The following is a 25,053-nucleotide window of genomic DNA, read 5'->3' as shown; positions in this document are numbered from 1 at the left end:
GTAACCCCTGAGCGTTAATTTAACCGAGGCCCAGCAGCGTGCGGTTGGCCTGGCGATCCGTTCCGGCATCGGCAAAATCATCAAACGCGCGGTCGGTCACCTGAATGATGTGCTCGTTCACGAACGTGACGCCTTCCGCCGCGCCCTGCTCAGGATGTTTGATCGCGCACTCCCACTCGATGACTGCCCAGCCATCAAAATCGTACTGGGCCAGTTTCGAGAACACCGCTTTGAAATCCACCTGCCCGTCGCCCAAGGAGCGAAAGCGGCCTGCCCGCTCGACCCAAGAAGTGTAGCCGCCGTAAACGCCCTGCTGGGCGGTGGGATGAAACTCGGCATCTTTGACATGAAACATGCGGATATAGGGGTGATAGCGGTCAAGAAAGGCAAGGTGATCAAGCTGCTGGAGCACCAAATGCGAAGGGTCATACAGCATGCAGCAGCGCGGGTGATGGTCCACTGCGGCTAAAAAACGCTCAAAGGTCGCGCCATCGTGCAAGTCTTCACCGGGGTGAATCTCAAAGCATAAGTCCACACCCGCCGCATCGAAGGCATCCAGAATAGGGCGCCAGCGCTTGGCAAGCTCGGCAAAACCCTCTTCAACCAGCCCTGCGGGGCGCTGCGGCCACGGGTAAAGAAACGGCCAAAGTAGCGAGCCGGAGAACGTGGCGTGGGCCTTCAAACCCAGATTGGCGCTGGCCTGCGCAGCAAGCTTTAGCTGCTCGACGGCCCAGGCTTGGCGCGCGACCGGGTCGCCGTGCAGTTCAGGCGGGGCGAAGCCATCAAACAGGCTGTCATAAACCGGATGCACGGCCACCAATTGGCCCTGCAAATGCGTCGAAAGCTCGCAAATTTCCAAGTCATATTGCGCTAAAGTCGCCTGCACTTCCTGGCAATACACCTGGCTTTCTGCCGCTCGTTCAAGATCAAAAAACCGCTTATCCAGCGTGGGCATTTGCAGCGCTTTAAAGCCCAGCTCCGATGCCCAGCGAGCAATATTCTCCAGGCTATCGAAAGGCGGCTCGTCACCAATGTACTGGGCTAGAAAGAGCGCGGGCCCTTTAAGGGTCTTCATCATCGACCTCATTTGTTTTGTTGTTTTGGCGTCAGCAACCAGCGCTGAAAGACGCAATGTAATGGATTACATTGCAGCAGAGCAAAGTACATCGGTCAAGCATGACAAAAAGAATGAAATAAAATGGATAACGCACTGCTGTAAAAGGATTTTAAATCTTAAACCTCTCGGTAAGCGCTTATATTTTAGACTAAAGAATAAATAAAAAGAGGGAATAAATAGCCGCATAATTAACGCGCTAATAGTAAGGATGCGTTTATATATTGTGGTTAACACTGCTAGAATTTTGATGTAAACATTTACATTTTAGCGAATAGCGCGCCAACATTGTCTTTAACCGCCCGCTTTCAGGCGCGTTTTTTTTCAGGACCATCGTTCAATGCTTAACACCCAGGTAACGAGCAAACAGCCGCATAGCGTGCCGACGATTAAAGACGTGGCGAAAGCGGCGGGCTGTTCGACAGCCACCGTATCACGCGCCCTGGCAACGCCTGAAAAAGTCAGCGATGCCACCCGAAAGCGGGTGAATCAGGCAATTGCTCAGGTGGGCTATTCGCCCAACATTGCCGCACGCAACTTGCGCCGCGCGGAGTCCAAAACCATCGTGGCGCTCTTGCCGGATATTTCGAATCCGTTCTTCTCCGAAATTATTAGCGGCATGGAGGATGTTGCCCATCAGGCGGGTTACCAGATACTGATTGGCGACTGCGAACACGACCCTGCGCGCGCTGAGGCCTACTTTCGGCTGCTTTCCACCAACCAGGCCGATGGCATTGTGCTGTTGACCTCCGAGATCCCCAAGGCGCTGGTCAAGCAAGCGGATAATCAGGCGGACTTTCCGTTGGTCATGACATGTGAATTTTTTAGCGATATCGACCTGCCGTTAATTGCTATCGACAACCATCAAGCCAGCTGCCAAGCGATTGATTATCTGGTGTCGCTCGGCCACCGACGTATTGCCACGCTTTCCGGTCCCGCGAATAACCCTATTTGCCAGGAACGCAATCGCGGCTATCGCGATACGCTCGCGGTGCATCAATTGAGCAATGAAGCGCGTATTGCAGAGGGTAACTTTGGCTTTCGCTCCGGGTATCAGCAGGGGCTAGCACTGCTGGAGGGGAAAACGCCCCGCCCTACCGCAATTTTTTGTCATAGTGACGAAATGGCGGTTGGCGTGCTGAAAGCCGCCCGCCAGTTGGGTATTAGCGTGCCCGACCAGCTGTCGGTTGTCGGCTTTGATAATATCGGCCTAAGCGAATACTGCGACCCGGAACTGACGACCATTAGCCAGCCGCGCAATGAAATCGGCCAGCAGGCCATGCAGTTGCTGCTCCACCTTTTGCGCGGCGAGCAGCCCATTCGGCATCAGACGCTAAGTAGTCACTTGATCGTGCGTAAAAGCACCGGGCAGCTTAAAGGTCAGCCGTAAAAAGTCTACCGGGGCTTCTTGATTAAGGGCTTCTGATCACCGCTACCGCCAGCATCAGCCACCCGGCAATCAGCAGAGCGCCACCTATCGGCGTGACGATGCCTGCATTCAAACCGGCCATCGCCATGGCATAAAGCGAGCCGGAGAAACCCACCATGCCCAAGCCCCACAGCGCAACTGGCCACTGCCAGCCCTTGAAACCGAACACACGCTGACCGACCAGTACCGCCATTATCGCCAGTGTGTGCCAAGCCTGATAGCGCACACCGGTTTCGGCCGCGTGCACCAACTCCGCCGATACTCGCGCGGCCAGACCATGAGCAGCATACGCGCCCACCATGACCGTGATAGCTCCAGAGAGCGCTACCAGGCACCAAATGATTCGTTCGCTACGTTGCATTGCTGCTCCTTTCAAGGTGTTAGCGCGCCTGTATAAGCGCGCGTACGACTCGGCATACCTTGCGCCGCAGGAAACCGCTACAATAGAGGCACTTTTTGGTATTTCGCTAGGGTTAGCCCTAACTCTTATAGACCCTATGCCTCGATAGACGAGACGCCCTTATGCAAATTCAACTCAATGGCGAGCCTTACGCGCTGGAAGCGGGCCTGACGGCTGCGGATCTAATCGATCAATTGGCGCTTACGGGTCGGCGGGTCGCGGTAGAGATCAACGAAGAGATTGTGCCACGCAGCCAGCTAGCCATCACTCCCTTGGCCGAGGGTGACCAGGTCGAAGTGGTGCACGCCATTGGCGGTGGCTAGCCCGCAGCTCTCATGACTATTCCACTGGCTACGCCCTATTTCTTGCGCTTTATCCAGGATTCGCTATGACACTTCAAAACGATGCGCCGTTTACTATCGCCGGACGTAATTTTAGTTCTCGCCTGCTGGTCGGCACCGGCAAATATAAAGACTTCGACGAGACCGGTGCGGCGATTGCCGAAAGTGGCGCCGAGATTGTTACCTTTGCCGTACGCCGTACCAACCTGGGCCAGGAAGCCGGACCCAACCTGCTCGACGTGATTTCACCGTCGCGCTATACCCTGCTGCCTAACACGGCAGGCTGCTACACCGCCAAAGACGCCGTACGCACTTGTCGCTTGGCCCGCGAACTGCTGGATGGCCACAAGTTGGTCAAACTGGAAGTGCTGGGCGATGAGACCACGCTCTACCCCAATGTCGTCGAAACCCTGAAAGCCGCCGAGACGCTGTTGGCCGATGGCTTTGACGTCATGGTGTACACCAGCGACGACCCCATTGTGGCACGCGAACTTGAAGCCATGGGTTGCTGCGCCATCATGCCGCTGGGCTCGCTGATTGGTTCAGGCCACGGCATTCAGAACCCACACAACGTGCGCCTGATTGTGGAACAAAGCAGCGTACCGGTGCTGGTGGATGCCGGTATCGGCACGGCGTCCGACGCGGCCATGGCCATGGAACTGGGTTGTGATGGCGTGCTGTTGAATACCGCCATTGCCCACGCTCGTGAACCGCTGCGCATGGCGCGCGCCATGAAGAGCGCCGTAGAAGCCGGGCGCGATGCTTTCCTGGCCGGGCGCATGCCGCGCCGCCAAACGGCAGACCCTTCATCACCTTTTGCTGGCCGCATTAACGGTTAAGAGATTTTATGACTGATATTAAAAGTACCGACGAGTCCTCAACCGGGCCAGAAAGCGCTGAAGCGCCGCTGCATCGTCGCGGTATTAAAAGCTATGTAATCCGTGCTGGGCGCATGACTCAGGCCCAGAATCGAGGCCTTGAAGATGTATGGCCGCGCTTTGGCCTGACGATTGCCGATGGTCTGCAGGACCTGACGGCACTGTTTGGCCGGGAAGCGCCCCGCGTGGTTGAAATCGGCTTCGGCATGGGTAACTCGCTGATCGAGCAGGCAGAAACCCACCCGGACACCGACTTTATCGGTATCGAAGTGCATTCGCCGGGCGTCGGCAAGCTGCTGGATGAAGTGGACAAGCGCGGCCTGACCAACCTGCGTATCTACAAGGAAGACGCTTTGGCCGTGCTGGAAAAATGCCTGCCGGAAGGCTCATTGACCACCGTGCAACTGTTCTTTCCCGACCCCTGGCCGAAGAAAAAGCACCACAAGCGGCGCATTGTGCAGCCCGCATTTGTCGAGCTGATTCGCACCCGCTTAAAACCCGGCGGCACCTTCCACATGGCGACCGACTGGGAAGCCTATGCCGAATGGATGGCCGAGGTAATGGAAGCCGCCCCCGGCTACACCAACACAGCCGATGCCGACACGGCGCCCTATGTACCCCGCCCCGCCTTCCGCCCGCTGACCAAGTTTGAAGCCCGCGGTGAGAAGCTCGGCCACGGCGTGTGGGATCTGATTTATCGGCGCGAGGCGTAAGTTACCACCACTTTCAAGCAAAGGCCGTCAGCGTAAAGCTCTCGCTGGCGGTCATTCACAGTGGGCTCAGTCTTTTAAAGGTGCACAAAAAAAGAAAGCCACTCCAAAGGAGTGGCAAAAGACCGTGACTAGCAATGAGAGGGAGAAACCATGACAACGAACTGGCGGCTCGCTGTCGTGGTCTGTAGCGACTCATTAAACGCTACAAGCACAATATAATCATTATCATTTAACCCGTCAATACAAATGCGAATACTTTTTATTTATTTTTACATCTTACCCTGCAAGCTGTAACCAGAGCGGAAGCGTGAGCATGGCGAGTAGCGTTTGACCGGTGATAATGGCTGCCATTAGCTCAGCGTCACCACCTAACTGGCGGGCCAGAATATAGGCCGAGGTTGCCGTGGGAAGTGCTGCAAACAGCAGCGCCACGTCCCGGCTAACGGTATCCAGGCCTAGCGCCCACGCCAGCACCAATACCAGCGCTGGCATTAGTAACAATTTGATGCTGTTGGTCGCTAACAGGCCACGGTCAATGCGTAACAGCGCGGCCGGGCGTAGTGCCACCCCCACGGCAACCAGCCCTAGTGGTAGCGCGGCACGCCCTAGCAGGCCGACGGTGTCCTCACTCCACCCTGGCAGGCCAATGCCGCTCAGGTTTAATCCTATGCCTGCCAGGCAGGCGAGGATCAGCGGGTTTTTCACCAGCGCCATGACGCTTTTACCCATGCTCGCACTGCCTAATGTGCCAGCAGCCACAAAACTTGCCACACACATGATGTTCACCACGGGCACCATCAGCGCTACGGCAACCGCTGCCGTGGTTGCACCTAACTCGCCATGCAATGCCGCGGCCCCCGCTACGCCTACATAGGTGTTAAAGCGCACCGCGCCTTGAAACACCGAGGTAAATGCTGCAGGCGTTAGCTGTAGCCAATGGCGAAACCACCAGATCAGCAGCCCAAAAAACGCAATGGCGCCTAATAGCACCAGGGCCAAGCGCCCTACCGGTACCTGGCTGACATCGGCGGTGGCCAGCGTTCCCACCAGCATGGCCGGGAAAAGCACAAAGTAAATTAGCCGCTCCATTTGCGGCCAAAAATCTGCACCGGGCCAGCGCCAGTAGCCCATGCCCGCTCCTAATAGAATGAGTAGGAACAGGGGCCCTAACGCAGCGGTAATACTCTCCATGGGTTTTCCTTAGTGACTGCGACATCACAGCACAACGACATCGACACGTTTACTGTTACCATGAAACGACACCCCGCCTCACGGCCTGCGTAGCGGTATTCTGCCATGAAGATACTACCTAAAACTGCTGGTTTTTCAGGTTTACAGGGACTCAAGGTGCTGATTTTAGTCACCGGTTTAGCACTGGCGATGTCTACATGGTACCTATTTTTTCATCAATATCACGATAACAGCCACGTTACCTGGTTCCCTTCCGCCGCCAGTTGCGATGTCCATGCTCACCCTTGTTCAGTCGCACTGGGCAGTGGGCGCCAGTTGACCTTTCATATTGATGTCAACGGCCCTATAGAAGCGCACGCTGCTTTACCGTTGGAAGTCGATATTCAAGGCATTCCAGCCCATCAGGTCAACGTGGATTTGGTTGACCGCTATCGAGATTCGAGGATTGAGCGCTTTGTGCTGGATGCCATCACACCAAGCCGTTTTCGTGGTCAAGGCCAAGTGGATAAAGAGGTGCAAACTGCTACGCCTTGGCGGGCACGCGTGATTCTTGAAACACCGGAGGGAGATGTGGGGAGCTGGTTTGACTTTGAAGTGGTAAAGAAGAGCTAGCCAGGCAGAACTAGTCAGACATAACCGGCGCGGCTTCCAAACGGTCAAGCATACGCATGAGCGCGCTCGCCTGGACGCCTTCACGGGTATCGTGCAGCGGGTTTTTCTGCCAGAGGCTTTCTGCATACCCCCACCAATCCCAGCACCCTTGCGGGTTCGACAAGCTGCTGTCGACTTGTGGGTAAAGCACTATCTGCTGGTGGCTGGCGGCCCAACGATTCAAACCACTATGGCTAACAAAGGTATCACCAATAGCGCTAGCGCTCATTTGGCAGCCGTGCAGTGCAATAGTGACCGGGCATGCTTCCTCTTCACACGCTGCAGGAATAAATACATACCCCGTGTCCGCTAGCCCTTTAACCGCAAACTCCGACTGATCGAAAGCAACCAGCTCTCCCGTTGTGGAAGTAGTTGTGGAAGTAGCTGCGGAAATAGAAGCGTCGCGTTCGGGATATAACCAGGCAAGCATTTCTTGCGCAACATCTTCATCACAGGCCAGCACATGGCTACCACCGCCCTGGCGGCAGTTGCCCAATTCCTGCGGACCAACAGCTTCCTCCTCGCGTAGCTGGACTGGCCAGCCATGCCCCGCTGCCTGACTACGTACCCGTTGCAGCTGCTCAGGCGATGTCAGCCAGCCCAACCACTGCTTGGCCAATAGCTCAGCCAGCTCGGGCTGTACGACATCATCGGCATCGCCATACCAGACAAAGGCACGGAGCTGAGCCAGGTCTTCACGAGCACCGACCCAGTCATGCCTTTTATAACCCGCCCAACGTGCGTCTAGCCTGTCCAAGGCTGGCTGGCCTGCACGGGTTTGCATGCATTGATTAAGCGCAAGATTTAAGGAGCCCTGCGAACAGCCCCAAGGCCCTGCCGCCAGCACGCCTACACCGCTAAAGCGCTCAGGCCAGGCAACCGCTAGCTGGGTTGCCATATAACCGCCTGATGAAACGCCGACGACGCTTGCCTGCTCTGACATGGCATTTAGCGCGGGCAAGCGCTCAGGCGTTTCAGCCATTGCACTGGCTGCCAGCGGGCCGCTTAGCAACAACAACGCACTTAGCGTGTGAGCTACCCGCAGGGCCATAGGCATGGATTATTCAACGCCTAACAGTTCAACCCGGAACGTGAGCATTTCATTGGGGCCAATTGGGCCTTGGCCGTTTTCGCCGTAAGCCAGGTCAGCAGGGATATACAGCATCCAGCTATCGCCAACGCTCATCATCTGCAGGCCTTCCTGCCAGCCTTCAATAACTTGATTGACCTGGAAGCTAACCGACTCGCCGCGCTCAAACGAGCTGTCGAATATCGTGCCATCCAGCAGCATGCCTTCGTAATTCACCTCAACAGTGTCCTCAGGCCCGGGCGTTGCGCCATCGCCCGACTCAAGCACTTCGTACTGCAGGCCAGAATCCGTCACCTCTACGCCCTCACGCTCGGCGTTTTCTGCCAGGAACTCTTCGCCTTCCTCGAGGTTTGCCTGGCCGATCTCAGCGGCTTCCTGTTCACGCGCCTCCAAAGAGCGCTCCTGGAAGGCCATAATGGCCTCAACCATTTGCTCTTCGTCGAGCGCCAACTCATTGTCCTCGAACACATCGCGCATGCCGTCGTTAAACGCATCCAGGTCAAGGTCGCCGATATCCGCTTTCATGCTTTCACCCAGCGTAACCCCAAGGCTGTAGGCAAGGCGCTGATCGTCAGTTTCAGGGGCCGCAGCAACAAACGGTGCCACTAAAAGCAGACCTGTCAGAGCCGTTGAGGAGAGCAGTGTTTTCATAAAAAAGTAACCTTATTCGACGGCGCAATACGCCAGATATTAAGTGCTTCAAAGCCTAACACCCGCTTCAGGGTGTATCTACCTGAAACGGGCGCTGTTGTTACGACTGTAGTTAAGACCGTAGTTAAAACCGTAGTTAAGACCGTAGTTAAGACCATAGTTAAGACTGTAGCTACGCCTGTTACGACCTCGCTTTTACCAAGAGGTTTAACCTTGTGAAGCAATGCTTACGTCAATCGTGGTGCCTACAACGAAGCTACACCACCAAGGTGGGACAATGCGCCGCACCGGCCACCCGCTGAGATACACTGCCCAGCAGCATGCTCTTTTCGCCGTTAGTGCCTTGAGCACCAATCACGATCAAATCGCACTCTCGCTTCCAAGCGAAGCGTGCAATGGTACGTGAAGGCCGACCACCTTTAACAAAGGCACGCACGCTTGTGCTGCCCGCGCCTTGCTCAATGGCATGGTTTTTCGCGTGTATAGCGATCTCGGTGGCGTACTCTTTTAACGCATCGTCGGGAATATCCAACTGATTGGGGCGTACCATGGAAAGTGACGCCTCAAGCAGGCTGTGGTGCTTGAATACGCACAAGAAATAGAGCTCAGCGCCCGTTAGCAGATGTAATCCTACTGCTTTATCGAGCGCCTTAATGGCACCTTTCGAGCCATCCACTGGGACTAAAATGCGGTTAAACATGCAGTTCTCCTTAATGGAAGGCTAGCGGAACGCCAGGTCGCGTAGAAACAGCGCAATCTGCGGGAACATGATTAGAAGCGCGGCCGCCAGAATGAGCATAAAGATAAACGGCGGCGTGCCTTTAATAACTTCCCAGTAAGGCCGCTTAAAGATCGCAATCGCGGTAAAGATGTCGCAGCCAAACGGTGGTGTGGCCGAGCCAATCGCCACCTGCAGGGTAATCAAGATGCCGACCAGTACCGGGTCGAGTCCTGTTGCGGCAATGGCAGGGGCAAAGATAGGCGTAAGCACGAGGATAACCACGATAGGGTCAACGAACATGCAGGCGATAAAGAAGGAGATACAAATCGCGATCAAGACGCCGGTCGGCCCGGCATCATTCACGCCTACGGCTTCCAGGATCGTTTGGGGAATTTGAGCGAAGGAAATAATCCAGGAGAAGCTATTACCGACTGCTACCAGGATAAACACCACAGCGGTAATCAAGCCGGTAGATTTGGCAATCGTGTAGATATCGGCCATCTTGAGGGACCGAAACACCACAAATTCCAGCAGCACCGCATACAGCACACACGCTGCAGCAGCCTCCGTAGGGCTAAAAATACCGCCATAAATACCGCCGACAATAATAACCGGGAAACCCAGCGGCCAGAGCGCTTTTTGAACCGCAACGCCACGCTCTCTCCAGTTGGCTTTCGCCTCGGTCGGTACATCCTTAACGATGGCGTAGGTAATACAGTAGGCTGAAAACATCAACAGAATCAGAAGGCCGGGGCCAATACCGGCGATAAACAGCTCACCAATCGATGTGCCCGACACGACCCCGTAGATGATCATGCCAATACTCGGCGGAATCAAAAAAGCGATATCGCTGGCATTAATAATCAGCGCCAGCGTAAAGGAGTCGGAGTAGCCGGCTTTAAGCATTTTGGGCCGCAACGGCGAACCCACCGCAACCACGGTTGCCTGGGTTGAACCTGAAACAGCGCCAAACAACGTACAAGAGGCCGCCGTACTGACCGCAAGCCCGCCCTTAATATGGCCGATAAACGACATTACCATCGCGATCAAACGGTTAGCCGATTGGCCGCGGGTCATAATATCGGCCGCTAAAATGAACATGGGTACCGCGATCAGCGAGGCTGGTCGTATGCCTGCCATCATTTGCTGAATCAGCGTATCCATCTGGCCGAAGCCGTTAAACATCATGTAAAAACCGATGATCGCCGCTGCAATGAGCGGCACCATCATGGGAAAGCCCAGCAGTAGCAGGGCAATCATGGTGACTATCATTATTGTCGTCATAGCTCTTTCCTCAGGATACGATGCCCTGCGTCAAACTTCAGTTTCGGTATCTTTATAACCATCGACCACACCCGTTGAGAGATACACATCCCGACTCGTGAGGTTTTTAATGGCGGTTAGCAGGTACTGAATACCAGTGATGAAAAAGCCCATCGGCACCCATAGGTAAATTATCCAGACCGGCAAACTTAACGAAGGCAGCACGCGTCCTTTGCTATACAAGTCGAGGATATAAACGATCGAGTAGTAAAACAGGAAGAACATAATGAAAGAGGTGACGAGCGAAATGCAGATCATCAACGCTTTACGCCCACCCACCGGTAAAGCATCGTAAATTGCCGACATGCGTATATGACGCCCATGGCGCGCCGCATAGCCAATACCGGCAAACGTAATCATGATGATCAAAATGCGGTTTAATTCACCGGAGAACATGATGCTATTGCCAAATACAAAGCGGGCAATCACATTGGTGACCGTATTCAGCGCCATTAGCAAAACCCCTAGCGCCAATATCACTGACTCGATTTTGCTAATTGCAGTGTCGATCACTCCCAACACGCCGGGTAAACCAGAATGATAGCTCTTTTCGGATTCTTCATCGGTCATGGCCGGACTCCTTTTTAACGGCATGTTTAGCAGCATGACGATGGCTAGCAACGGCCAATAACATGCTAGTCATCAAGGTTATTCCACGTTCAAAGTTGAAGGGTGAGAGAGCAGTACCGACATACGTTTAGCGTAGGGGGTACTCAAGCTTTTCGCCTTTTGTATGGGGCTACTATCCACCAACGTTGCTCCCCTTAAAGGTATCGATAAACAATAGAAAAGGGGCAGCCGTGGCTGCCCCTGATATGAGTCACCCTTTCTGCCTTAAACGGCAACTCAACATTACGGGTTTGTGGCTTCCAGGTCGGCTTTGAACTGCTCCAGCAGCTCGGCGCCACCCTCACCCGTCATTTCGAGGAAGGTTTCTTCCACTTGTGGCGCCCGTTCACGGAACGCCTGGATCTGCTCTTCGTTCAGACGCGTAACGGTCACATCGCTAGAAGCGGCCTGGATTTTCTCCAGCGCTTCGTCGGCCAAGCCCTGGATGTGCTCCATGGTTTGGTCATAAGCAGCTTCAGAGGCATCTTGAACCAGCTGCTGGTCTTCTTCAGAAAGATCTGAATAGAAGTCCTGGTTCGCCATCATGGCGGTGGTGAACCAGCCATGGCCGGTAAACGTCAGGTGCGGAGAGACTTCATAGAGACCGCCCGACTCGATCCAGAAGATCGGGTTTTCCTGGCCGTCCAAAATCCCGGTTTGCAGACCACCGTACACTTCACCCCACGGCAGTGGCGTGGGTGTTGCACCAAACGCGCTGTAGGTTTCTGACAACAGCGGGTTGGTCATGGTACGGATTTTCTTGTTCTGCAGATCCTCGGGCGAGCTGACCGGCTCATCGGTGGTAATCACCATTTCGCCTTCTGGGTACATCTTAAGAAGTTCAAGACCCTGCTCAGCGTAAAGCTCAGGGAACATCTCGTTAATCGCTTCGCTTTCGTCGAAGAACGTTAGCACCGTATCTTGATCGGTAGGCAGAAGGTAAGGAATAAAGAAAATCTGAGCTTCTGGAATCAGCGCGCCGGTAAAGCCCGGTGACTGGTTAACAAACTGGAGAATGCCGTTTTGAGTCTGCTCCATGATGTCGTCAGACTCGCCCAGTTCGCCAAAGCGATAAACCTGAATGGTGTGGTCGGAATTATCTTCGATATACTCTTTGAATGCGTAGGCGAACACATCCTGTACATCACCTTCGTACTCTTCGTGAGCGTAGCGCCAGTTGTCTGCCTGGGCAGCCGCGGTCATGCCCAGCAACAGTGCGCCAACGCTAGCCGTCGTTACTAACTTGCTTGCCTTCATGCGATGTTCCCCTTGCAGTGGTTAGCGCGCCGTACGAGTGCGCAAAAATTCTGCCTTTGTTTTTTTACATTCGCTTTTTAACATTCGCTGACACGCAAAAACGTTATCCATTGCTGTGGGTCAGCGGACGCATAACGAAAGATTATTCAAAAGCAGCTTATTTTCAGGCTAGCGCGGTGACTCGAAGTGGTCAAGCCGGGCTGCCAGGGTTTGCCAAGCGTTAACCACGCTTTCGCGCGCGCTTGGCTCACCCTGGTAACCCTTGTCAAGTTCGGCAAAAAACAACTTATCTTGCAGCCATTTTTCACTATCGTTCGAAAACAACGCGCAGTTTGTTAATCGCTGGGCGCTGTCAGAATTTTCGATCGCCCACCTTTGCCAACGTTGAAGGTTTTCACGTTCGGCCTGCAGCTCAGCCTGCTGAATCGTTTTACGCAGAGCGGAAACAGAGGCGCTGTGTAGTGCCTGGGGCTTTAACGTGCGGCGTAAATGACGCAGCACTTCTGTGGTCTCACGCTGCCATAGCTGACGCTGCTCACGCTGTGGCGCCAGCGCTTCTGGGCGTGCTTCAAGCCCATTCACAAACAGCCAGCCGTGAAATAACAGTTCGCACACATCGACGCCTAATGTGTCCTGTAGCGTCAGGCAGGCGTCTTCAACGCCGGGGGCTTTATAAAACGAGAGGGCAAAATCCCATAATGGCATCTGCTCCAGGCGGCGCAATCGGTTAGAATCGAGCATTGGTTTACCCACTTTTCATTGGGAGAGAGCATGATCGCACTGCGCCAAGTCGCCCTGCAACGCGGCACGCAAACGCTACTCGAGAACGCCGACTTGACCCTGCACGACGGTATCAAGGCGGGTATTATCGGGGCAAACGGCGCTGGTAAATCGAGCCTTTTCAAGCTCCTGCTGGGTGAATTAGGCCCCGACCAGGGCGATGTTGAAATGAGCGGTGGGCAACGCATCGCACATATGGCCCAGGAAGTTGAAGCGCTTGATCGGCCAATTATCGAATATGTGCTGGATGGCGATAAGGCCCTGCGCCAAGCTGAAGCCGAACTGCTCGCCGCCCAGGAGGCGGGCGAAGCGCACCGCGAAGCCGAGCTTCACGGGCTGATCGAAACCCTGGATGGCTACCGTGCGGAGTCTCGCGCCGCCCAGTTACTGGTTGGGCTTGGCTTTTTCCAGCCAGATCTTTCCCGTCCGCTTTCCGACTTTTCAGGCGGCTGGCGAATGCGCGTTAACCTGGCGCGCACGCTGTTTATGCCCTCTGACTTATTGCTGCTGGATGAGCCCACCAACCACCTGGACCTCGACGCGCTGCTGTGGCTAGAGCAGTGGCTAAGCCGCTACCCGGGCACCCTGCTGCTGATTTCCCACGACCGCGATTTTCTGGATGCAGTATGTGACCACATTGTACACATGCACCACCAGACGCTTGAGCTTTATCGGGGCAACTACTCCCTCTTTGAGCGAACGCGAGCCGAGAAGCTAGCCCTGCAACAAGCCGAAGCCGCCAAGCAGCAGGCCCGCCGCGAAGAGATTGAGCGCTTTATTGCACGCTTCAAAGCTCAGGCAACCAAAGCGAAGCAGGCGCAAAGCCGGGTCAAAATGCTGGAGCGTATGGAAGATATTGCCATCGCCCACGTCGATTCGCCCTTTCACTTCACGCTGCCCGCCGCCGATAAAACCTCGCACCCGCTGCTGGTACTTGATCAGGCCCAGCTGGGCTATCGGGGTAAAGAGCACGATACCGTTCAGCTCGACAAGGTCAATATTACCCTGCTGCCGGGCAGCCGTATTGGCCTGCTGGGGCCTAACGGTGCGGGTAAATCAACGCTGATCAAGTCCTTGACCGGCGAGCTTGAGCTGCTAAACGGCAAGCGCGTTCCTGGTGAGCACTTGGCGATTGGCTACTTTGCTCAGCACCAGCTGGAAGGGCTAGATGTCACCTCTACCCCGTTTGTGCATGTCCAGCGCCTTTCACCTAGAGCCAGCGACCAGGAGATTCGTAACTTTCTGGGCGGCTTTGGTTTTAAAGGCGATGACGCCTTTGGCAAAGTGGCTACTTTCTCAGGCGGTGAAAAAGCGCGTTTGGCACTGGCGCTGGTCGCTTGGCAAAAGCCCAATTTGCTACTGCTGGATGAGCCGACCAACCACCTGGATCTGGAAATGCGCGAAGCGCTTACCGAGGCGCTGGCCGGTTTTGAAGGCACGGTGATTCTGGTATCCCACGACCGCCACCTGCTACGCGCTACGGTCGATGAGTTCTGGTGCGTGGCGGACAACCGTGTAGAGCCGTTTGATGGCGACCTTGAGGATTATCGCGCGTGGTTAAAAGCGCGCCTTGAAGAGAGTCGCCGCGATTCGCGTAGCGAAAAAGCCGAGCGTCAGAGCCAGCAACCCAGCGGGGATAGCCGCGACGCGCGCAAGGCAGCCCGTAAGGCCGCTGCCGAGCTGCGTGAAAAGCTGCGTCCGCTGAAAAAAGAGCGCGACCAGGCTGAAAAAGCCATGGAAAAAGCCCAGGCCGAGCTGGAAGACGTAGAGTCTGTACTGGCCGACCCCGAGCTTTATACCGACAGCAGCCGTAAGGCCGAGCTTACCGAGGCGCTGTCCCAGCAAGCCACCATCAAGGCCCGCCTGGACAGTTCCGAGCAGCAGTGGCTAGCAGCGGAAGAGTCGCTGGAAGCCATGGAAGCCGAACTGTTGGCCAGCGAAAACGCTTAGTACCAGGATGTTTGTACTCTGCGAAACCAAATAGTTAGCTTTCCAGCAGGAACGTCACCGGGCCATCGTTAATCAGCGCCACCTGCATATCGGCACCAAACTGGCCGGTGGCCACCTTCGGCCAAGCCGACTGGGCCTGGCTGACCAGCGCATTAAACAGCCGTTCACCTTCGGCAGGGGGTGCGGCGCTGGAAAAGCCCGGGCGCAGGCCCTTATGGGTTTCAGCGGCCAGGGTAAACTGCGATACCAGCAGCAAGCCACCGTCTATCTGCTGAAGATTGAGGTTCATTTTGCCCTCGGCGTCGCTAAAGACACGGTAGTGCAAAAGTCGGTGAAGTATTTTCTCAACGGCGGCGTCAGTGTCGCCCTTCTCAACGCCCACCAGTGCCAATAACCCTTGCTCAATAGCACCCACCGTTTGCCCCTCGACACTGACGCTTGCCTGGCTCACACGCTGTATCAGTACTTTCACTTGCGCTTCTCCTGACGATATCAGCGCCTAGTGTACCTATTCACGTCACCAGGCGCGGCATAACATCAGGTCGCAGTGGGGCTCGCTGAGCAGCGCTTGCGTTAGCTGGCTGGAGTGAAAAGGCTGGCTACGGCTACTCATCACCGCCAGGTCAGGCGAGTGGTACCTGATATAGTCCTGGGTCACCTCGCACGGCGTGCCGGGTTCAAGCACCAGCTCAATATCGGGGGCATCGTCGAGCTCGCGCACCAGCTCATCAATCTGGTGTTTTAATGCCTCCCGCAGGCGCGCCACTTCCTGCTCACGCCACTGAGCGAAAGTGACCTCAGAACCCAGTGCCTCTTCACCGGGCACTGTCCAGGCATGCAGCAGTGTTAGTTTTGCATCGGGAAAGTGACTTAGCGTCTGTTTTAGCATGTGGCGAGCGCTCAAACAGGCATCAACGGGTATCACAATATGCTGCCAGGGCTGGGTGGGCGTGTACTGGGTAATCACCACAGGACACGGCGCATTGCGTACGACGCGCATTAGCGTGGTGCCCGCCAACAGCGCTTTCTGACCACGCTTGCGGTGCATCCCCAGTACAATCAGCCTGGCCTGCTCTTCATGGGCCTTGCGTGCAATTTCAACATGGGGTTCGCCGGTAACGGTTTGCACCACGGTCTTGGGGGCTTCCAACGCGTAGTCTTCACGAATATCGGTCAACGTGGCGCCAATATCTTCATTGATCGCTTGCTCTACTGTTTGCAGTAGCCGATGCGGCAGATGGGGGTCCAGCACATGCAGAACATCCAGATGGGCGTTGTGCGTATAAGCAAGGCGCAAGGCGCGCGCAAAGCCAGCGCGATTTTCAGCAGAGAGGTCAGTGGCAAACACAAACGTGCGGGTCATGGCATAACGCTCCTCAGACAAGCATCCAGGCAGTCGTTTCACAGACACCCTTCAGCATGGTGGGCGAAGCCATATCCCGCAAGCTAACGATTCATTTTAGTGTGTAGCGCGTTACCACCAGGCATGAAAATGGTGCACCGGCCCGCGCCCTTTACCAACGCTTAGTTGAACGCTGGCCTCAAGAGCAGCATGCAGCCACCGTTTAGCATCGCTAATAGCCGCAGCGGGGGCCTGGGCAGGCGCATCCATGGGCAGCTTTGCCAGGCAGGCCGCAATAGCGGATGACAAGGCGCAGCCGGTGCCGTGTAAGTTCTCTGTTTGGATACGTGACGCAGGTAGCCACTCGTGACCATCCGGCGTTGCCAGCAAGTCAGGGCATGTCTCGCCACGCAGGTGCCCCCCCTTTAACACGACATAAGGCGCGCCCAGTTGGGCTAAGCCAGGCAGCATGGCTTCCATGGCGTCCAGGCTCGTAGGTGAGGCGGTATCAAGCAGCACGGCGGCTTCTGGCAGGTTAGGTGTGATCACATCGGCCAGCGGTACCAGAATGTCGCGTACCGCCCGAATCCCCACATCGTCTACCAGAATATCGCCACTTTTGGCGACCATCACCGGATCAAGCACGATCCAGCGTGGGCGGCGCTTGCGCAGTACATCAGCAATCACATCAGCGACATCCTGGCTTGCGACCATGCCAATCTTGACGGCATCCAGCTCCACATCGTCCAACAGGGTTTCCAACTGCTCACGGATCGCCTGGGGGGATACCGGATAGACCGAGGAAACGCCGCAAGTATTTTGCGCAATCACCGCCGTAATCACATTGGTGCCATAGACGCCCAGCGCCGAGAACGTCTTTAAATCACCCTGCAGCCCTGCGCCACCGGAGGGATCAGAGCCTGCAATCGTCAGTACATTTACATTTCGTGTCATGGGGTTTCCTAAATAACCGACGGTAGCCACGTGGCAAGCTCAGGGAACAGCGCCAGCGCCAATAGCATTCCCAGTTGCAGGAGAATAAACGGAATGACGCCTCGGTAGATGGCGGAGGTCGGCACACTTTGTGGCGTTACGCCCCGCAGGTAAAAGAGCGCAAACCCAAACGGCGGCGTTAAAAACGAGGTTTGCAGGTTAACGGCGATCATAATACCTAGCCAAATGGGGTCAACGCCCATGGCCAGCAGAACCGGGCCGACAATCGGCACCACAACAAAGGTAATTTCGATAAAGTCGAGGATAAACCCAAGCAGGAAGATCACCAGCATGACCACGATCGTGGCGCCTACAACGCCCCCCGGCATCGCTTCAAACAGGTGGGTCACCAGCTCTTCACCGCCGAAGGCACGGAAAACCAGCGAAAACAGCGCCGCCCCAATCAGGATTAAAAACACCATGCTGGTGACTTTAGCGGTGGAGTACACCACCTCGCGCAGCATGGGAACACTCAGTTGGCGATTAAAAGCGGCCAGCAGCAAGGCACCAAACGCGCCCACGGCGGATGCCTCAGTGGGCGTCGCAATACCGCCCAAAATAGACCCCAGCACGGCAACGATCAGCAGTATCGGGGGTAAAAGCCCTTTTATGAGTAACGGCCAGATACTGCCGGTGTGCCCAAGCTCTTGCATCAACGCCTGACGATCAGCGGCAGGAGCGGCGCCCGGCTTAAGCCACGCCACCATCAGTAAGTAGATGATATACGCAACCACCAGTATCAGGCCGGGCACCAGCGCGCCAACAAACAGATCCCCTACGGAAAGCGTTTTCGGGCTCCAGGCGCCCATGGCAAGCTGGGCCTGTTGGTAGGCGTTGTTGAGCACGTCGCCCAGTAACACCAGCGCAATGGACGGTGGAATAATCTGACCAAGCGTTCCGGTCGCACAAATAGTGCCGGTCGCAAGCGCAGGCGAGTAGCCACGCTTTAGCATCGTAGGTAGCGAGAGCAGGCCCATGGTGACCACCGTGGCCCCCACAATACCGGTAGACGCGGCCAGCAGCATACCGACCAATACCACAGCAATGCCCAGCCCTCCGCGTAGAGCGCCAAACGCCATAGTCATCGCGTCTAACAGTGTTTCAGCGACCTTGGACTTCTCAAGCAGCACACCCATCAGCACAAATAAAGGCACCGCCAGCAGGGTGCTATTGGTCATGATGCCGTAAATTCGGTTGGGCATGGAGTTCATCCAGCGCGCTTCAAACGGCACCGCAACGCCCATCGACTGAAGCAACCATCCCAACCCGGCAAATGCCAGCGCAGTGCCCGCCAGCGACAGCGCCACCGGATACCCCAGCATTAAAACAACGCAAACCGTGGCGAATAGTATCAGCGGCATACCTTCCAATAGAGTCGCCAGCACTAGATGATCTCCTCATGCTCAGAAATAGGCGCAGGCAGTTTGCCGCGAATGATCAATATTTTGCGGATTAACTGGGCCACCGCCTGGAGAAGCATCAGTGCCACCATCGCCAGGATCATTGACTTGAGTAGAAAGACGGCAGGAATACCGCCATTGGCGGAGCGCTCCATGATCGACCAGCTGCTGTAAATGTAGTGAAAGCTCGTGATCGCAATAAATAGCATCACCGGGATCAGTAAAAACAGCGTACCGAGAAGATCGATCCAGGCACGGCCACGGTCGGACATGCGCCGATAAAAGATATCCACCCGCACATGGCCCTCATGTCGCAGCGTCCAGCCAGCGCACAGCATAAATACGGCGGCATGCATATACATTACCGACTCTTCCATCACGATACTGTTCATACCGAAGGCGTAACGCATGACAACGATGGCGAACTGAACCAGCATCATGATCACAACCAGCCAGGCAATGGCCCGGCCGACTCTCTCCGTCACGCAGTCGAGCCAGCGGAGCAACCGCGGCTCATGAGCATTGGCGTGCATGTTAAATGTCCTACACAAAGAAACGGCCTGGAATCATCGCTGATTCCAGGCCGAACGTCATCCCTAAACAGGCAATTATCTACCGGTTAAAGCGGCTTAAAACGCACATATTCACCCGTTTGGCGGCCTTAAGCGTTAGTTGGCGTTTTCAATCGCCAATAGACAGGCGTTAGGTAACGGTAGATCAACGGCAATAGGCAGGTGATCAGAGAACAGATGATCCATTACCCGCACCTCAGCGGCCTCCAGCGTTTGCGAGAGCAGAATATGGTCCAGCGCACGTCGTGGCTGCCACGAGGGATAGCTCAATAGCGGTTTAACCGGATGAAGCGGCAGCGAGGCACTAAACCGCTGATGGGCGTGCAACTGATCCGGCGTGCAGTTGAGATCGCCCATCACCACCACGTGATGTAGCGGCTCAATAATTTCACTCAAGTAGTCAAGCTGACGCCCACGCCCACGCTGGCTAAGCGCCAAGTGAGCAATAAAAATATGTAACGCATCCGGCCCGTTACCAAAACGTACGTGAATGGCCCCGCGACCAGGTAACGTACCGGGCAAACGGTGCTCTTCAATTTTCGTAGGTGTCAGACGCGAAAGCAGGCCGTTACTGTGCTGGGCGATACGCCCCAGATTACGGTTTAACTGTTTAAAGTGATGCGGAAACCCGGCCTGAGCGGCCAGGTACTCCACCTGATTGATACGACTGGAGCGAAAACTGCCGCCATCGGCCTCCTGAAGCCCCACCACATCAAACTGGCTCAACACATCGCCCATAATATCCAGACGTTTAACGCGCTGAGGGTTCGGCAAGAAGTGCTGCCAACTGCGGGTAAAGTAGTGATGATAAGCAGACGTTTGGATGCCCACCTGCAAATTAAACGTCAGCAAGCGAAGGTGCCCCGTTTCTAGCAGAGACGATAACTTGCCCGGCTGATTCACTGTTGTCAGATTGACCATCTGCTTATCACCCCATGCCCTTACACCTTACTGCGCGCGCTCAGTACGCACGCGCTCGATGAGTGCTTCTGCCACTTGCGGCATATTCTCAAGGCTGCCTGCGGTGCTGGGGGTAATAACGTAACGGCCATCAACCACCAGCGCGGGCACACCCATCAAGCGCATTTCACGAATACGACCGTGGGCGTTGTTAACTTCGCTACGTACGCCAAACGAAGTTAAGGATTTTTTGGCATCGTCTTCACTGACACCATAATCGGCAAAAAAGTCGGCAATATCGTCAGCATCCGTTAACGCGCGGTCATCCTGGTGAATCGCCGTAAAGAAATCAGCATGCAAATCGTCTTCAATGCCTAGCGACTCGGCAGCATAAAAAGCCGTCGCGTGAACATTGGAGTTTCCGCCCATGACAGCGGGCATATGCACAATACTTACGTCATCATCCAGTGTTTCGTACCATTCAGTGATGGGTGCTTGAAGGCGGTTGCAGTGAGGGCAGCCGAACCAGAACACTTCGGTCACTTCGATGTGATCCTCATCGACCTGAGTCGCGACCGGTGAATCAAGCAGCGTATAGTCTTTACCTTCTACCAATTCCTGAGCACTGACAGATGCTGAAAGGCCTAAACCGGTCAGGGCAACCAATAACGTTTTGAACATGCGACAATTCTCCAAGGGATAAGCGAAGATAGGACTATCTCTAACGCTATCAGGTTCCCTCACCGATAGGAAAGAGCATTCATTTTCAGGATACAACTTAGTGTAAACCAAAGAGGTAGTTAGCCACGGCCTGCATATCCTCCTCGCTTAGCCGAGTCGCAATATCGTGCATGCTACCGCTTGGGTCGTTCGTTCGTTCACCGCTAGCAAACGCGTGTAACGCTGTCATCGTATAGGCGGGGTACTGACCAGCAATCGCCGGGTAAACGGCGCTGCCAATACCGCCACCCGTGGGCGTATGGCATGCGCTGCAGGCAGGCACACCACGCGAGCGCACCCCTGCGCGATAAATCTCTTCTCCGCGAGCCAATAGCGCCTCGTCTTCCGCATTGGCATGGCCCAGATTAGCCTCCTGGGCGGCATAATAGGCGGCAACGTTCCAGGCATCCTGGTCAGAAAAGTCGTCAACCATGCCTGTCATTTGCACAACCACCCGCTCGCCATCACGAATATCTCTAATCTGTTTGGCCAGGTAAGAGGCTTGCTGCCCCGCTAAATGCGGAAACGCACTGGCCGGACTGATGCCCGTTTGCCCATGACAAGCCGCACACGTTTGCGCGCGCTGTTGACCGGCGATGATATCCGTTGCTTGCGGGTCAGCAGGCTGCGCATAAACACTAGCTGGGGCACTTAAAACAGCCGCCAGGCTTGCCAGCGTTGCTTTTACACAGATTTTCGTAAAGACGTTCATAACGACGCTCATGATGACTCTAAGGACGGTTCTAATAACGACTCACTATGCGATTCAAGGGCTACGCTATTCATAACGGTGGGCGCTATCTGGCATGTCAAATAGGGTGCTCAACCTACCGATTAGTCGCTGTTGGCTTAAGCCCAGTGGTACACTAACGCCCCAGGTCACAGGTATCACCGCTTTTTAGCACAATGCTTGACCTGACTGACGGGGCAATTCGTCGCAGTGCGGCGTGCCATGTCATTATACGCGTGGTTAACGCAGACTGTTTTATAGGTTCGATTTTCAGGATTCATTCCATGTCCACCCCTCAAGATAGCCCCGTCGCTCGGTTGAACTACCCTACCGCCAAATTTGTTATCAGCGCCCCGACACTGGCTACCTGCCCTGACGATACGGGTGCGGAAGTGGCGTTTGCAGGACGCTCTAACGCGGGAAAATCGAGCGCTATCAACGCGCTCACGCAACAGAACGGCCTCGCCCGCACTTCGCGCACGCCAGGGCGCACGCAGCTGATCAACTTTTTCAGCGTCATGAACGACGAGGCGCGGCGTCTGGTTGACCTTCCAGGCTACGGTTATGCGAAAGTGCCAGAAGCCGTCAAAATCGAGTGGCAGCAGCATTTGTCCGACTACTTGCGGGGTCGGTTTAGCCTGCGCGGGCTGGTGCTGCTGATGGACGTTCGCCACCCGCTGACCGAGTTTGACCAGATGATGCTGAGCTTCGCCGACCAGCGCAATATGCCGGTACATATCCTGCTAACCAAGGCCGACAAGCTGAAAAAAGGCCCGGCAAGTGCCTCGCTGCAAAAAGTCCGTTCTCGCTTAAAAGAGTGGGAAGACCTGGTGTCAGTTCAGCTTTTCTCATCGCTCAAGCGCCAGGGCGTCGATACACTTTCGCAAAAGCTTGACCAGTGGCTGCATACGCCACCGGAAGACACCTCAGGCCACTGAACCGTCCAGCTTATCCAATATACCCGGCAGCTCTTTAATATGTGCGATGCGGTGTACCCTGGGCGGCAGCGCCTGGCTCTGGTCGGTTGAGACCCACACCGCATGCATGCCCAGCTGCTGAGCCGGTAAAATATCCTCTTCCCACGAGTCGCCGACGTGCATCGCGCACTCGGGCGTGACATTAAGCCGTGAAAGCGCCGTTAGAAAAGGCGTGTGTTCCGGCTTGGGTGCCAGAAGCTCGCCTGCAGCAATCGCCACCGGGAAATACGCCGCCAACGGCTGACGCTTTAAATGAATATTGCCGTTGGTAATGGCCGCCAGCTGGTAGCGCTCGCCTAACGCGGAAAGCAGACCCGCCGCTTCCGGATGCGGAGAAACCTGGATACGCAGGCGATGAAACTCGTTCATGGCCGCTGCCGCCCACAAAATGGCCGCACTCCGGGGCAGGCCCTCGGCTTCCAACTGCGCCTCCAGAGCGCGCAGGCGTAGCCAGGTAAAGTCGCCGCGCCGCTCGGGCACATCTTTAGCGAACTGCTGGCGGCGCTGTAAATAGTCCTCCACGCCCGCCTCATAATCCAGCGACAGCGGCGCCTCGTGACGCGTAGCGCGCCAGATACTCAGCGCCTCAAGTAACCAGCCGTAGTGCCCCTCCTCCGTGCGTAGCATCACGCCCTGGTTATCCCAAAGCGTATCGTCTAAATCAAACGTGATAGCTGCTAGTGCGGTCATGGTGTGTTTCCAGAAGGGCGGCGCTTGGCGCGTGGGTGGGCGGCGTCATAGCTGGTCGCCAAATGCTGCCAGTCGAGCCGAGTATATACCTGGGTGGTGGAGAGGTTTGCGTGGCCTAACAACTCCTGAACCGCACGCAGATCCTGGCTTGATTCAAGCAAATGGCTGGCAAACGAGTGGCGCAAGCGGTGAGGATGCAAGTGCTCGGGCAAGCCCCGGCTAACAGAGAGTTGGGCAAGACGTTTTTGAATGGCTCGATGCCCCAGCCGCGCCCCACGCTGGCCCACAAAAAGCGCCGTTTCACCCTCTGGTGCCATGGTTGCCCGGCAGGCAATCCACTCCGCCAGGGTGTGCTGGGCGCGCTGCCCGACAGGCACCTGGCGTGGCTTACTGCCTTTGCCTATCACACGTACGCGGTTGGTCTGCAGATCGTGAAGGTCCAGCGCGGCAAGTTCTGCCAGGCGCAAACCACTGGAGTAAAAAAGCTCCAGCATGGCCTGGTCGCGTACGGCCAAGGGGGAGCCATCATGCGGGCTATCCAGAAAATGGGCCAATGCATCCACATCGACCGGGCGCGGCAGGTGGCTGGGTTGCTTAGGCGTGCGCAGTAGCGCGACCGGGTTATCGGCAAGAATTCCCTGCTTGACCAGGTCATCGGCAAAGCGCGAAAGCGCCGCTCGGCGTCGTGCAAGGCTGCGTGCGCCAAGCCCACGGCTGCGCTCTGTGCCTAGAAAAGTGCGCAGCAGCGCCGTATCCAGCAGCGCTGGGTCCTGTATTTCGCGCTGCTCGGCAAACCGGCACAGGGCGCTTAAATCCTGCTGATAGGCGGCGACGGTTGCCGGGCTTGCATGTTGGCCTAGCGCGCCGATATAGCGTGCCACCGCTGCGGCAAGAAGCGACTCAGCCATACGTTTCCAAGCGAATTAAAAGCCGTGCCACGATATCCCCAAGATACTCGGTAAACAGCGTATCCATGCTGGCGCGATAGCAGTCAGGGTTGGGGCTTGCCAGTAGCAGGTATCCCAGCGACTCGCCCGCCGAGAGGCGCGAGATAGCGCAGGAGCCCGCTTTACGTGGCGCTTTAGTATGCGGCAATAGGCACTTCCAGTCGCTAACGCTTAACTTGGCACAGCGGCTGGTTTTACCGTCCAGTAACGCGGCCAAACGTGTACTGGCGTGCTGGTCCAGCACATGGCGCGGAGGCTGGGGCATGGTGGGTTCGCTATCGCTTAACGACGCCGGGCACCAAAGCGCCATCGCGGGCGTATCAAAGCGCTCGTTAAGCTGAGTCGCCAGAGCTTGCGCTAAGGCGTCACGGCTATCCGCTTCGACCAGCGCCATCAGCGTTTCCCGTAGGCGCCGATACTGAGCTTCGTTGTGCCGAGCAGTTTCCAGTAAATGCTCCAGACGATCTTCAGCCTTTTCCGCCCGCTGACGCAAGTCCAGCACCAGCCTCTCAAGCAGCGATACCGCACCATCAATATGCGGGTGCGGCACTTTAAGCTGCTGCAACAACCCTTCACGGCCTACAAAAAAATCGGGATGCCGGGCAAGCCAAAATGCTACCTGGTCTGGATCGAGCGTCTTGCGCGGTTCAGGGGCTTGAGACATCACCGTTCTCCTTGTATCCG

At 55.8% G+C, this 25,053-nt stretch carries 28 protein-coding genes; 7 read left to right on the top strand and 21 right to left on the bottom strand.

Annotated elements, in window-relative coordinates:
* Nucleotides 1-19: 19 nt before the first annotated feature.
* Nucleotides 20-1,075: a sugar phosphate isomerase/epimerase family protein gene (locus ACT3TJ_RS03745; protein ID WP_444621756.1), complete on the bottom strand. Its 1,056-nt coding sequence runs from the start codon at nt 1,073-1,075 to the stop codon at nt 20-22.
* Between the two features lie 379 nt (nt 1,076-1,454).
* Here ACT3TJ_RS03745 and ACT3TJ_RS03740 point away from each other — a divergent pair, with 379 nt between their 5' ends.
* Nucleotides 1,455-2,504, top strand: coding sequence for a LacI family DNA-binding transcriptional regulator (locus ACT3TJ_RS03740; RefSeq protein WP_442353438.1), 1,050 nt, complete (start codon nt 1,455-1,457; stop codon nt 2,502-2,504).
* A gap of 22 nt (nt 2,505-2,526) precedes the next feature.
* On the opposite strand, the gene ACT3TJ_RS03735 is transcribed toward ACT3TJ_RS03740, so the two are convergent.
* Complete coding sequence (locus tag ACT3TJ_RS03735) at nt 2,527-2,904, bottom strand: DUF423 domain-containing protein (RefSeq protein ID WP_442353439.1); 378 nt, start codon at nt 2,902-2,904, stop codon at nt 2,527-2,529.
* A gap of 161 nt (nt 2,905-3,065) precedes the next feature.
* On the opposite strand from ACT3TJ_RS03735, the gene thiS reads away from it, so the two are divergent.
* From thiS to trmB, 3 genes are all read left to right on the top strand, one after another.
* Nucleotides 3,066-3,266, top strand: a complete 201-nt coding sequence (thiS, locus tag ACT3TJ_RS03730; RefSeq protein WP_442353440.1) for a sulfur carrier protein ThiS — start codon at nt 3,066-3,068, stop codon at nt 3,264-3,266.
* A gap of 65 nt (nt 3,267-3,331) precedes the next feature.
* On the top strand, nt 3,332-4,123 hold the full coding sequence (locus ACT3TJ_RS03725; RefSeq protein WP_087110513.1) for a thiazole synthase: 792 nt from the start codon (nt 3,332-3,334) through the stop codon (nt 4,121-4,123).
* A gap of 8 nt (nt 4,124-4,131) precedes the next feature.
* Complete coding sequence (gene trmB / locus ACT3TJ_RS03720; RefSeq protein ID WP_444621755.1) at nt 4,132-4,875, top strand: tRNA (guanosine(46)-N7)-methyltransferase TrmB; 744 nt, start codon at nt 4,132-4,134, stop codon at nt 4,873-4,875.
* A 276-nt stretch (nt 4,876-5,151) separates the two neighbouring features.
* Here trmB and ACT3TJ_RS03715 read toward each other — a convergent pair whose 3' ends face one another.
* The gene (locus ACT3TJ_RS03715) at nt 5,152-6,066 is read right to left on the bottom strand and encodes an AEC family transporter (protein ID WP_444621754.1); all 915 of its coding nucleotides are present in this window, start codon (nt 6,064-6,066) and stop codon (nt 5,152-5,154) included.
* A gap of 105 nt (nt 6,067-6,171) precedes the next feature.
* Here ACT3TJ_RS03715 and ACT3TJ_RS03710 point away from each other — a divergent pair, with 105 nt between their 5' ends.
* Nucleotides 6,172-6,678, top strand: a complete 507-nt coding sequence (locus tag ACT3TJ_RS03710; protein WP_192526892.1) for a hypothetical protein — start codon at nt 6,172-6,174, stop codon at nt 6,676-6,678.
* 10 nt (nt 6,679-6,688) lie between these two features.
* On the opposite strand, the gene ACT3TJ_RS03705 is transcribed toward ACT3TJ_RS03710, so the two are convergent.
* The 7 genes from ACT3TJ_RS03705 to ACT3TJ_RS03675 all read right to left on the bottom strand — a co-directional run bounded on the left by ACT3TJ_RS03705 (nt 6,689) and on the right by ACT3TJ_RS03675 (nt 13,109).
* Complete coding sequence (locus tag ACT3TJ_RS03705; protein ID WP_444621753.1) at nt 6,689-7,774, bottom strand: poly(3-hydroxybutyrate) depolymerase; 1,086 nt, start codon at nt 7,772-7,774, stop codon at nt 6,689-6,691.
* Between the two features lie 3 nt (nt 7,775-7,777).
* Complete coding sequence (locus ACT3TJ_RS03700; RefSeq protein ID WP_192526890.1) at nt 7,778-8,458, bottom strand: FKBP-type peptidyl-prolyl cis-trans isomerase; 681 nt, start codon at nt 8,456-8,458, stop codon at nt 7,778-7,780.
* Between the two features lie 256 nt (nt 8,459-8,714).
* A complete protein-coding gene (locus tag ACT3TJ_RS03695) occupies nt 8,715-9,158 on the bottom strand; it encodes a universal stress protein (protein ID WP_442352940.1) in 444 nt (147 codons plus the stop codon).
* 21 nt (nt 9,159-9,179) lie between these two features.
* Complete coding sequence (locus ACT3TJ_RS03690; RefSeq protein ID WP_192526889.1) at nt 9,180-10,463, bottom strand: TRAP transporter large permease; 1,284 nt, start codon at nt 10,461-10,463, stop codon at nt 9,180-9,182.
* 30 nt (nt 10,464-10,493) lie between these two features.
* On the bottom strand, nt 10,494-11,072 hold the full coding sequence (locus ACT3TJ_RS03685; protein ID WP_192526888.1) for a TRAP transporter small permease: 579 nt from the start codon (nt 11,070-11,072) through the stop codon (nt 10,494-10,496).
* Nucleotides 11,073-11,354: 282 nt separating this feature from the next.
* Nucleotides 11,355-12,368, bottom strand: a complete 1,014-nt coding sequence (locus ACT3TJ_RS03680) for a TRAP transporter substrate-binding protein (protein ID WP_442352939.1) — start codon at nt 12,366-12,368, stop codon at nt 11,355-11,357.
* 168 nt (nt 12,369-12,536) lie between these two features.
* A complete protein-coding gene (locus ACT3TJ_RS03675) occupies nt 12,537-13,109 on the bottom strand; it encodes a TIGR02444 family protein (protein ID WP_442352938.1) in 573 nt (190 codons plus the stop codon).
* Between the two features lie 30 nt (nt 13,110-13,139).
* Here ACT3TJ_RS03675 and ACT3TJ_RS03670 point away from each other — a divergent pair, with 30 nt between their 5' ends.
* Nucleotides 13,140-15,098 carry an ATP-binding cassette domain-containing protein gene (locus ACT3TJ_RS03670; protein ID WP_442352937.1) on the top strand — a complete coding sequence of 653 codons (1,959 nt, stop codon included), beginning with the start codon at nt 13,140-13,142 and terminating at the stop codon, nt 15,096-15,098.
* Between the two features lie 34 nt (nt 15,099-15,132).
* On the opposite strand, the gene dtd is transcribed toward ACT3TJ_RS03670, so the two are convergent.
* From dtd to ACT3TJ_RS03630, 8 genes are all read right to left on the bottom strand, one after another.
* Nucleotides 15,133-15,570, bottom strand: coding sequence for a D-aminoacyl-tRNA deacylase (gene dtd, locus ACT3TJ_RS03665; RefSeq protein ID WP_442352936.1), 438 nt, complete (start codon nt 15,568-15,570; stop codon nt 15,133-15,135).
* A gap of 45 nt (nt 15,571-15,615) precedes the next feature.
* Entirely contained in the window at nt 15,616-16,461 is an 846-nt protein-coding gene (locus ACT3TJ_RS03660) for a universal stress protein (protein ID WP_444665474.1), read from the bottom strand.
* 111 nt (nt 16,462-16,572) lie between these two features.
* Nucleotides 16,573-17,394, bottom strand: a complete 822-nt coding sequence (gene thiD / locus ACT3TJ_RS03655; protein ID WP_087110476.1) for a bifunctional hydroxymethylpyrimidine kinase/phosphomethylpyrimidine kinase — start codon at nt 17,392-17,394, stop codon at nt 16,573-16,575.
* 8 nt (nt 17,395-17,402) lie between these two features.
* Nucleotides 17,403-18,818 (bottom strand): TRAP transporter large permease, encoded by a 1,416-nt coding sequence (locus ACT3TJ_RS03650; RefSeq protein ID WP_442352934.1) that lies wholly within the window; start codon nt 18,816-18,818, stop codon nt 17,403-17,405.
* Nucleotides 18,818-19,366, bottom strand: a complete 549-nt coding sequence (locus ACT3TJ_RS03645; RefSeq protein ID WP_442352933.1) for a TRAP transporter small permease subunit — start codon at nt 19,364-19,366, stop codon at nt 18,818-18,820. Before ACT3TJ_RS03645 ends, ACT3TJ_RS03650 begins: the two co-directional genes overlap by 1 nt.
* Nucleotides 19,367-19,501: 135 nt before the next feature.
* A complete protein-coding gene (locus ACT3TJ_RS03640) occupies nt 19,502-20,326 on the bottom strand; it encodes an endonuclease/exonuclease/phosphatase family protein (RefSeq protein WP_087110470.1) in 825 nt (274 codons plus the stop codon).
* Between the two features lie 27 nt (nt 20,327-20,353).
* Entirely contained in the window at nt 20,354-20,986 is a 633-nt protein-coding gene (locus tag ACT3TJ_RS03635) for a thiol:disulfide interchange protein DsbA/DsbL (protein ID WP_172116845.1), read from the bottom strand.
* Nucleotides 20,987-21,083: 97 nt separating this feature from the next.
* Nucleotides 21,084-21,737: a c-type cytochrome gene (locus ACT3TJ_RS03630; protein ID WP_444665473.1), complete on the bottom strand. Its 654-nt coding sequence runs from the start codon at nt 21,735-21,737 to the stop codon at nt 21,084-21,086.
* A gap of 302 nt (nt 21,738-22,039) precedes the next feature.
* Here ACT3TJ_RS03630 and yihA point away from each other — a divergent pair, with 302 nt between their 5' ends.
* Nucleotides 22,040-22,693 (top strand): ribosome biogenesis GTP-binding protein YihA/YsxC, encoded by a 654-nt coding sequence (gene yihA, locus ACT3TJ_RS03625; RefSeq protein WP_444627356.1) that lies wholly within the window; start codon nt 22,040-22,042, stop codon nt 22,691-22,693.
* On the opposite strand, the gene ACT3TJ_RS03620 is transcribed toward yihA, so the two are convergent.
* From ACT3TJ_RS03620 to ACT3TJ_RS03610, 3 genes are read right to left on the bottom strand one after another with little or no spacing between them, the layout of a single operon-like run.
* Nucleotides 22,682-23,422 carry an HAD family hydrolase gene (locus ACT3TJ_RS03620; RefSeq protein WP_444639551.1) on the bottom strand — a complete coding sequence of 247 codons (741 nt, stop codon included), beginning with the start codon at nt 23,420-23,422 and terminating at the stop codon, nt 22,682-22,684. The two genes, yihA and ACT3TJ_RS03620, sit on opposite strands and share 12 nt — an antisense overlap.
* Nucleotides 23,419-24,330: a tyrosine recombinase XerC gene (locus tag ACT3TJ_RS03615; protein ID WP_444665472.1), complete on the bottom strand. Its 912-nt coding sequence runs from the start codon at nt 24,328-24,330 to the stop codon at nt 23,419-23,421. Before ACT3TJ_RS03615 ends, ACT3TJ_RS03620 begins: the two co-directional genes overlap by 4 nt.
* Entirely contained in the window at nt 24,323-25,033 is a 711-nt protein-coding gene (locus ACT3TJ_RS03610) for a DUF484 family protein (protein ID WP_087110456.1), read from the bottom strand. The genes ACT3TJ_RS03615 and ACT3TJ_RS03610 overlap by 8 nt, the downstream gene beginning before the upstream one ends.
* Nucleotides 25,034-25,053 lie beyond the last annotated feature (20 nt).

Origin of the sequence: Halomonas sp. AOP30-A1-24 (assembly GCF_052378165.1) — a bacterium.
Lineage (GTDB): Bacteria > Pseudomonadota > Gammaproteobacteria > Pseudomonadales > Halomonadaceae > Vreelandella > Vreelandella citrativorans.
Note: the sequence above shows the minus strand (reverse complement) of the source record. Positions and strands in the feature narration are given on the sequence as shown.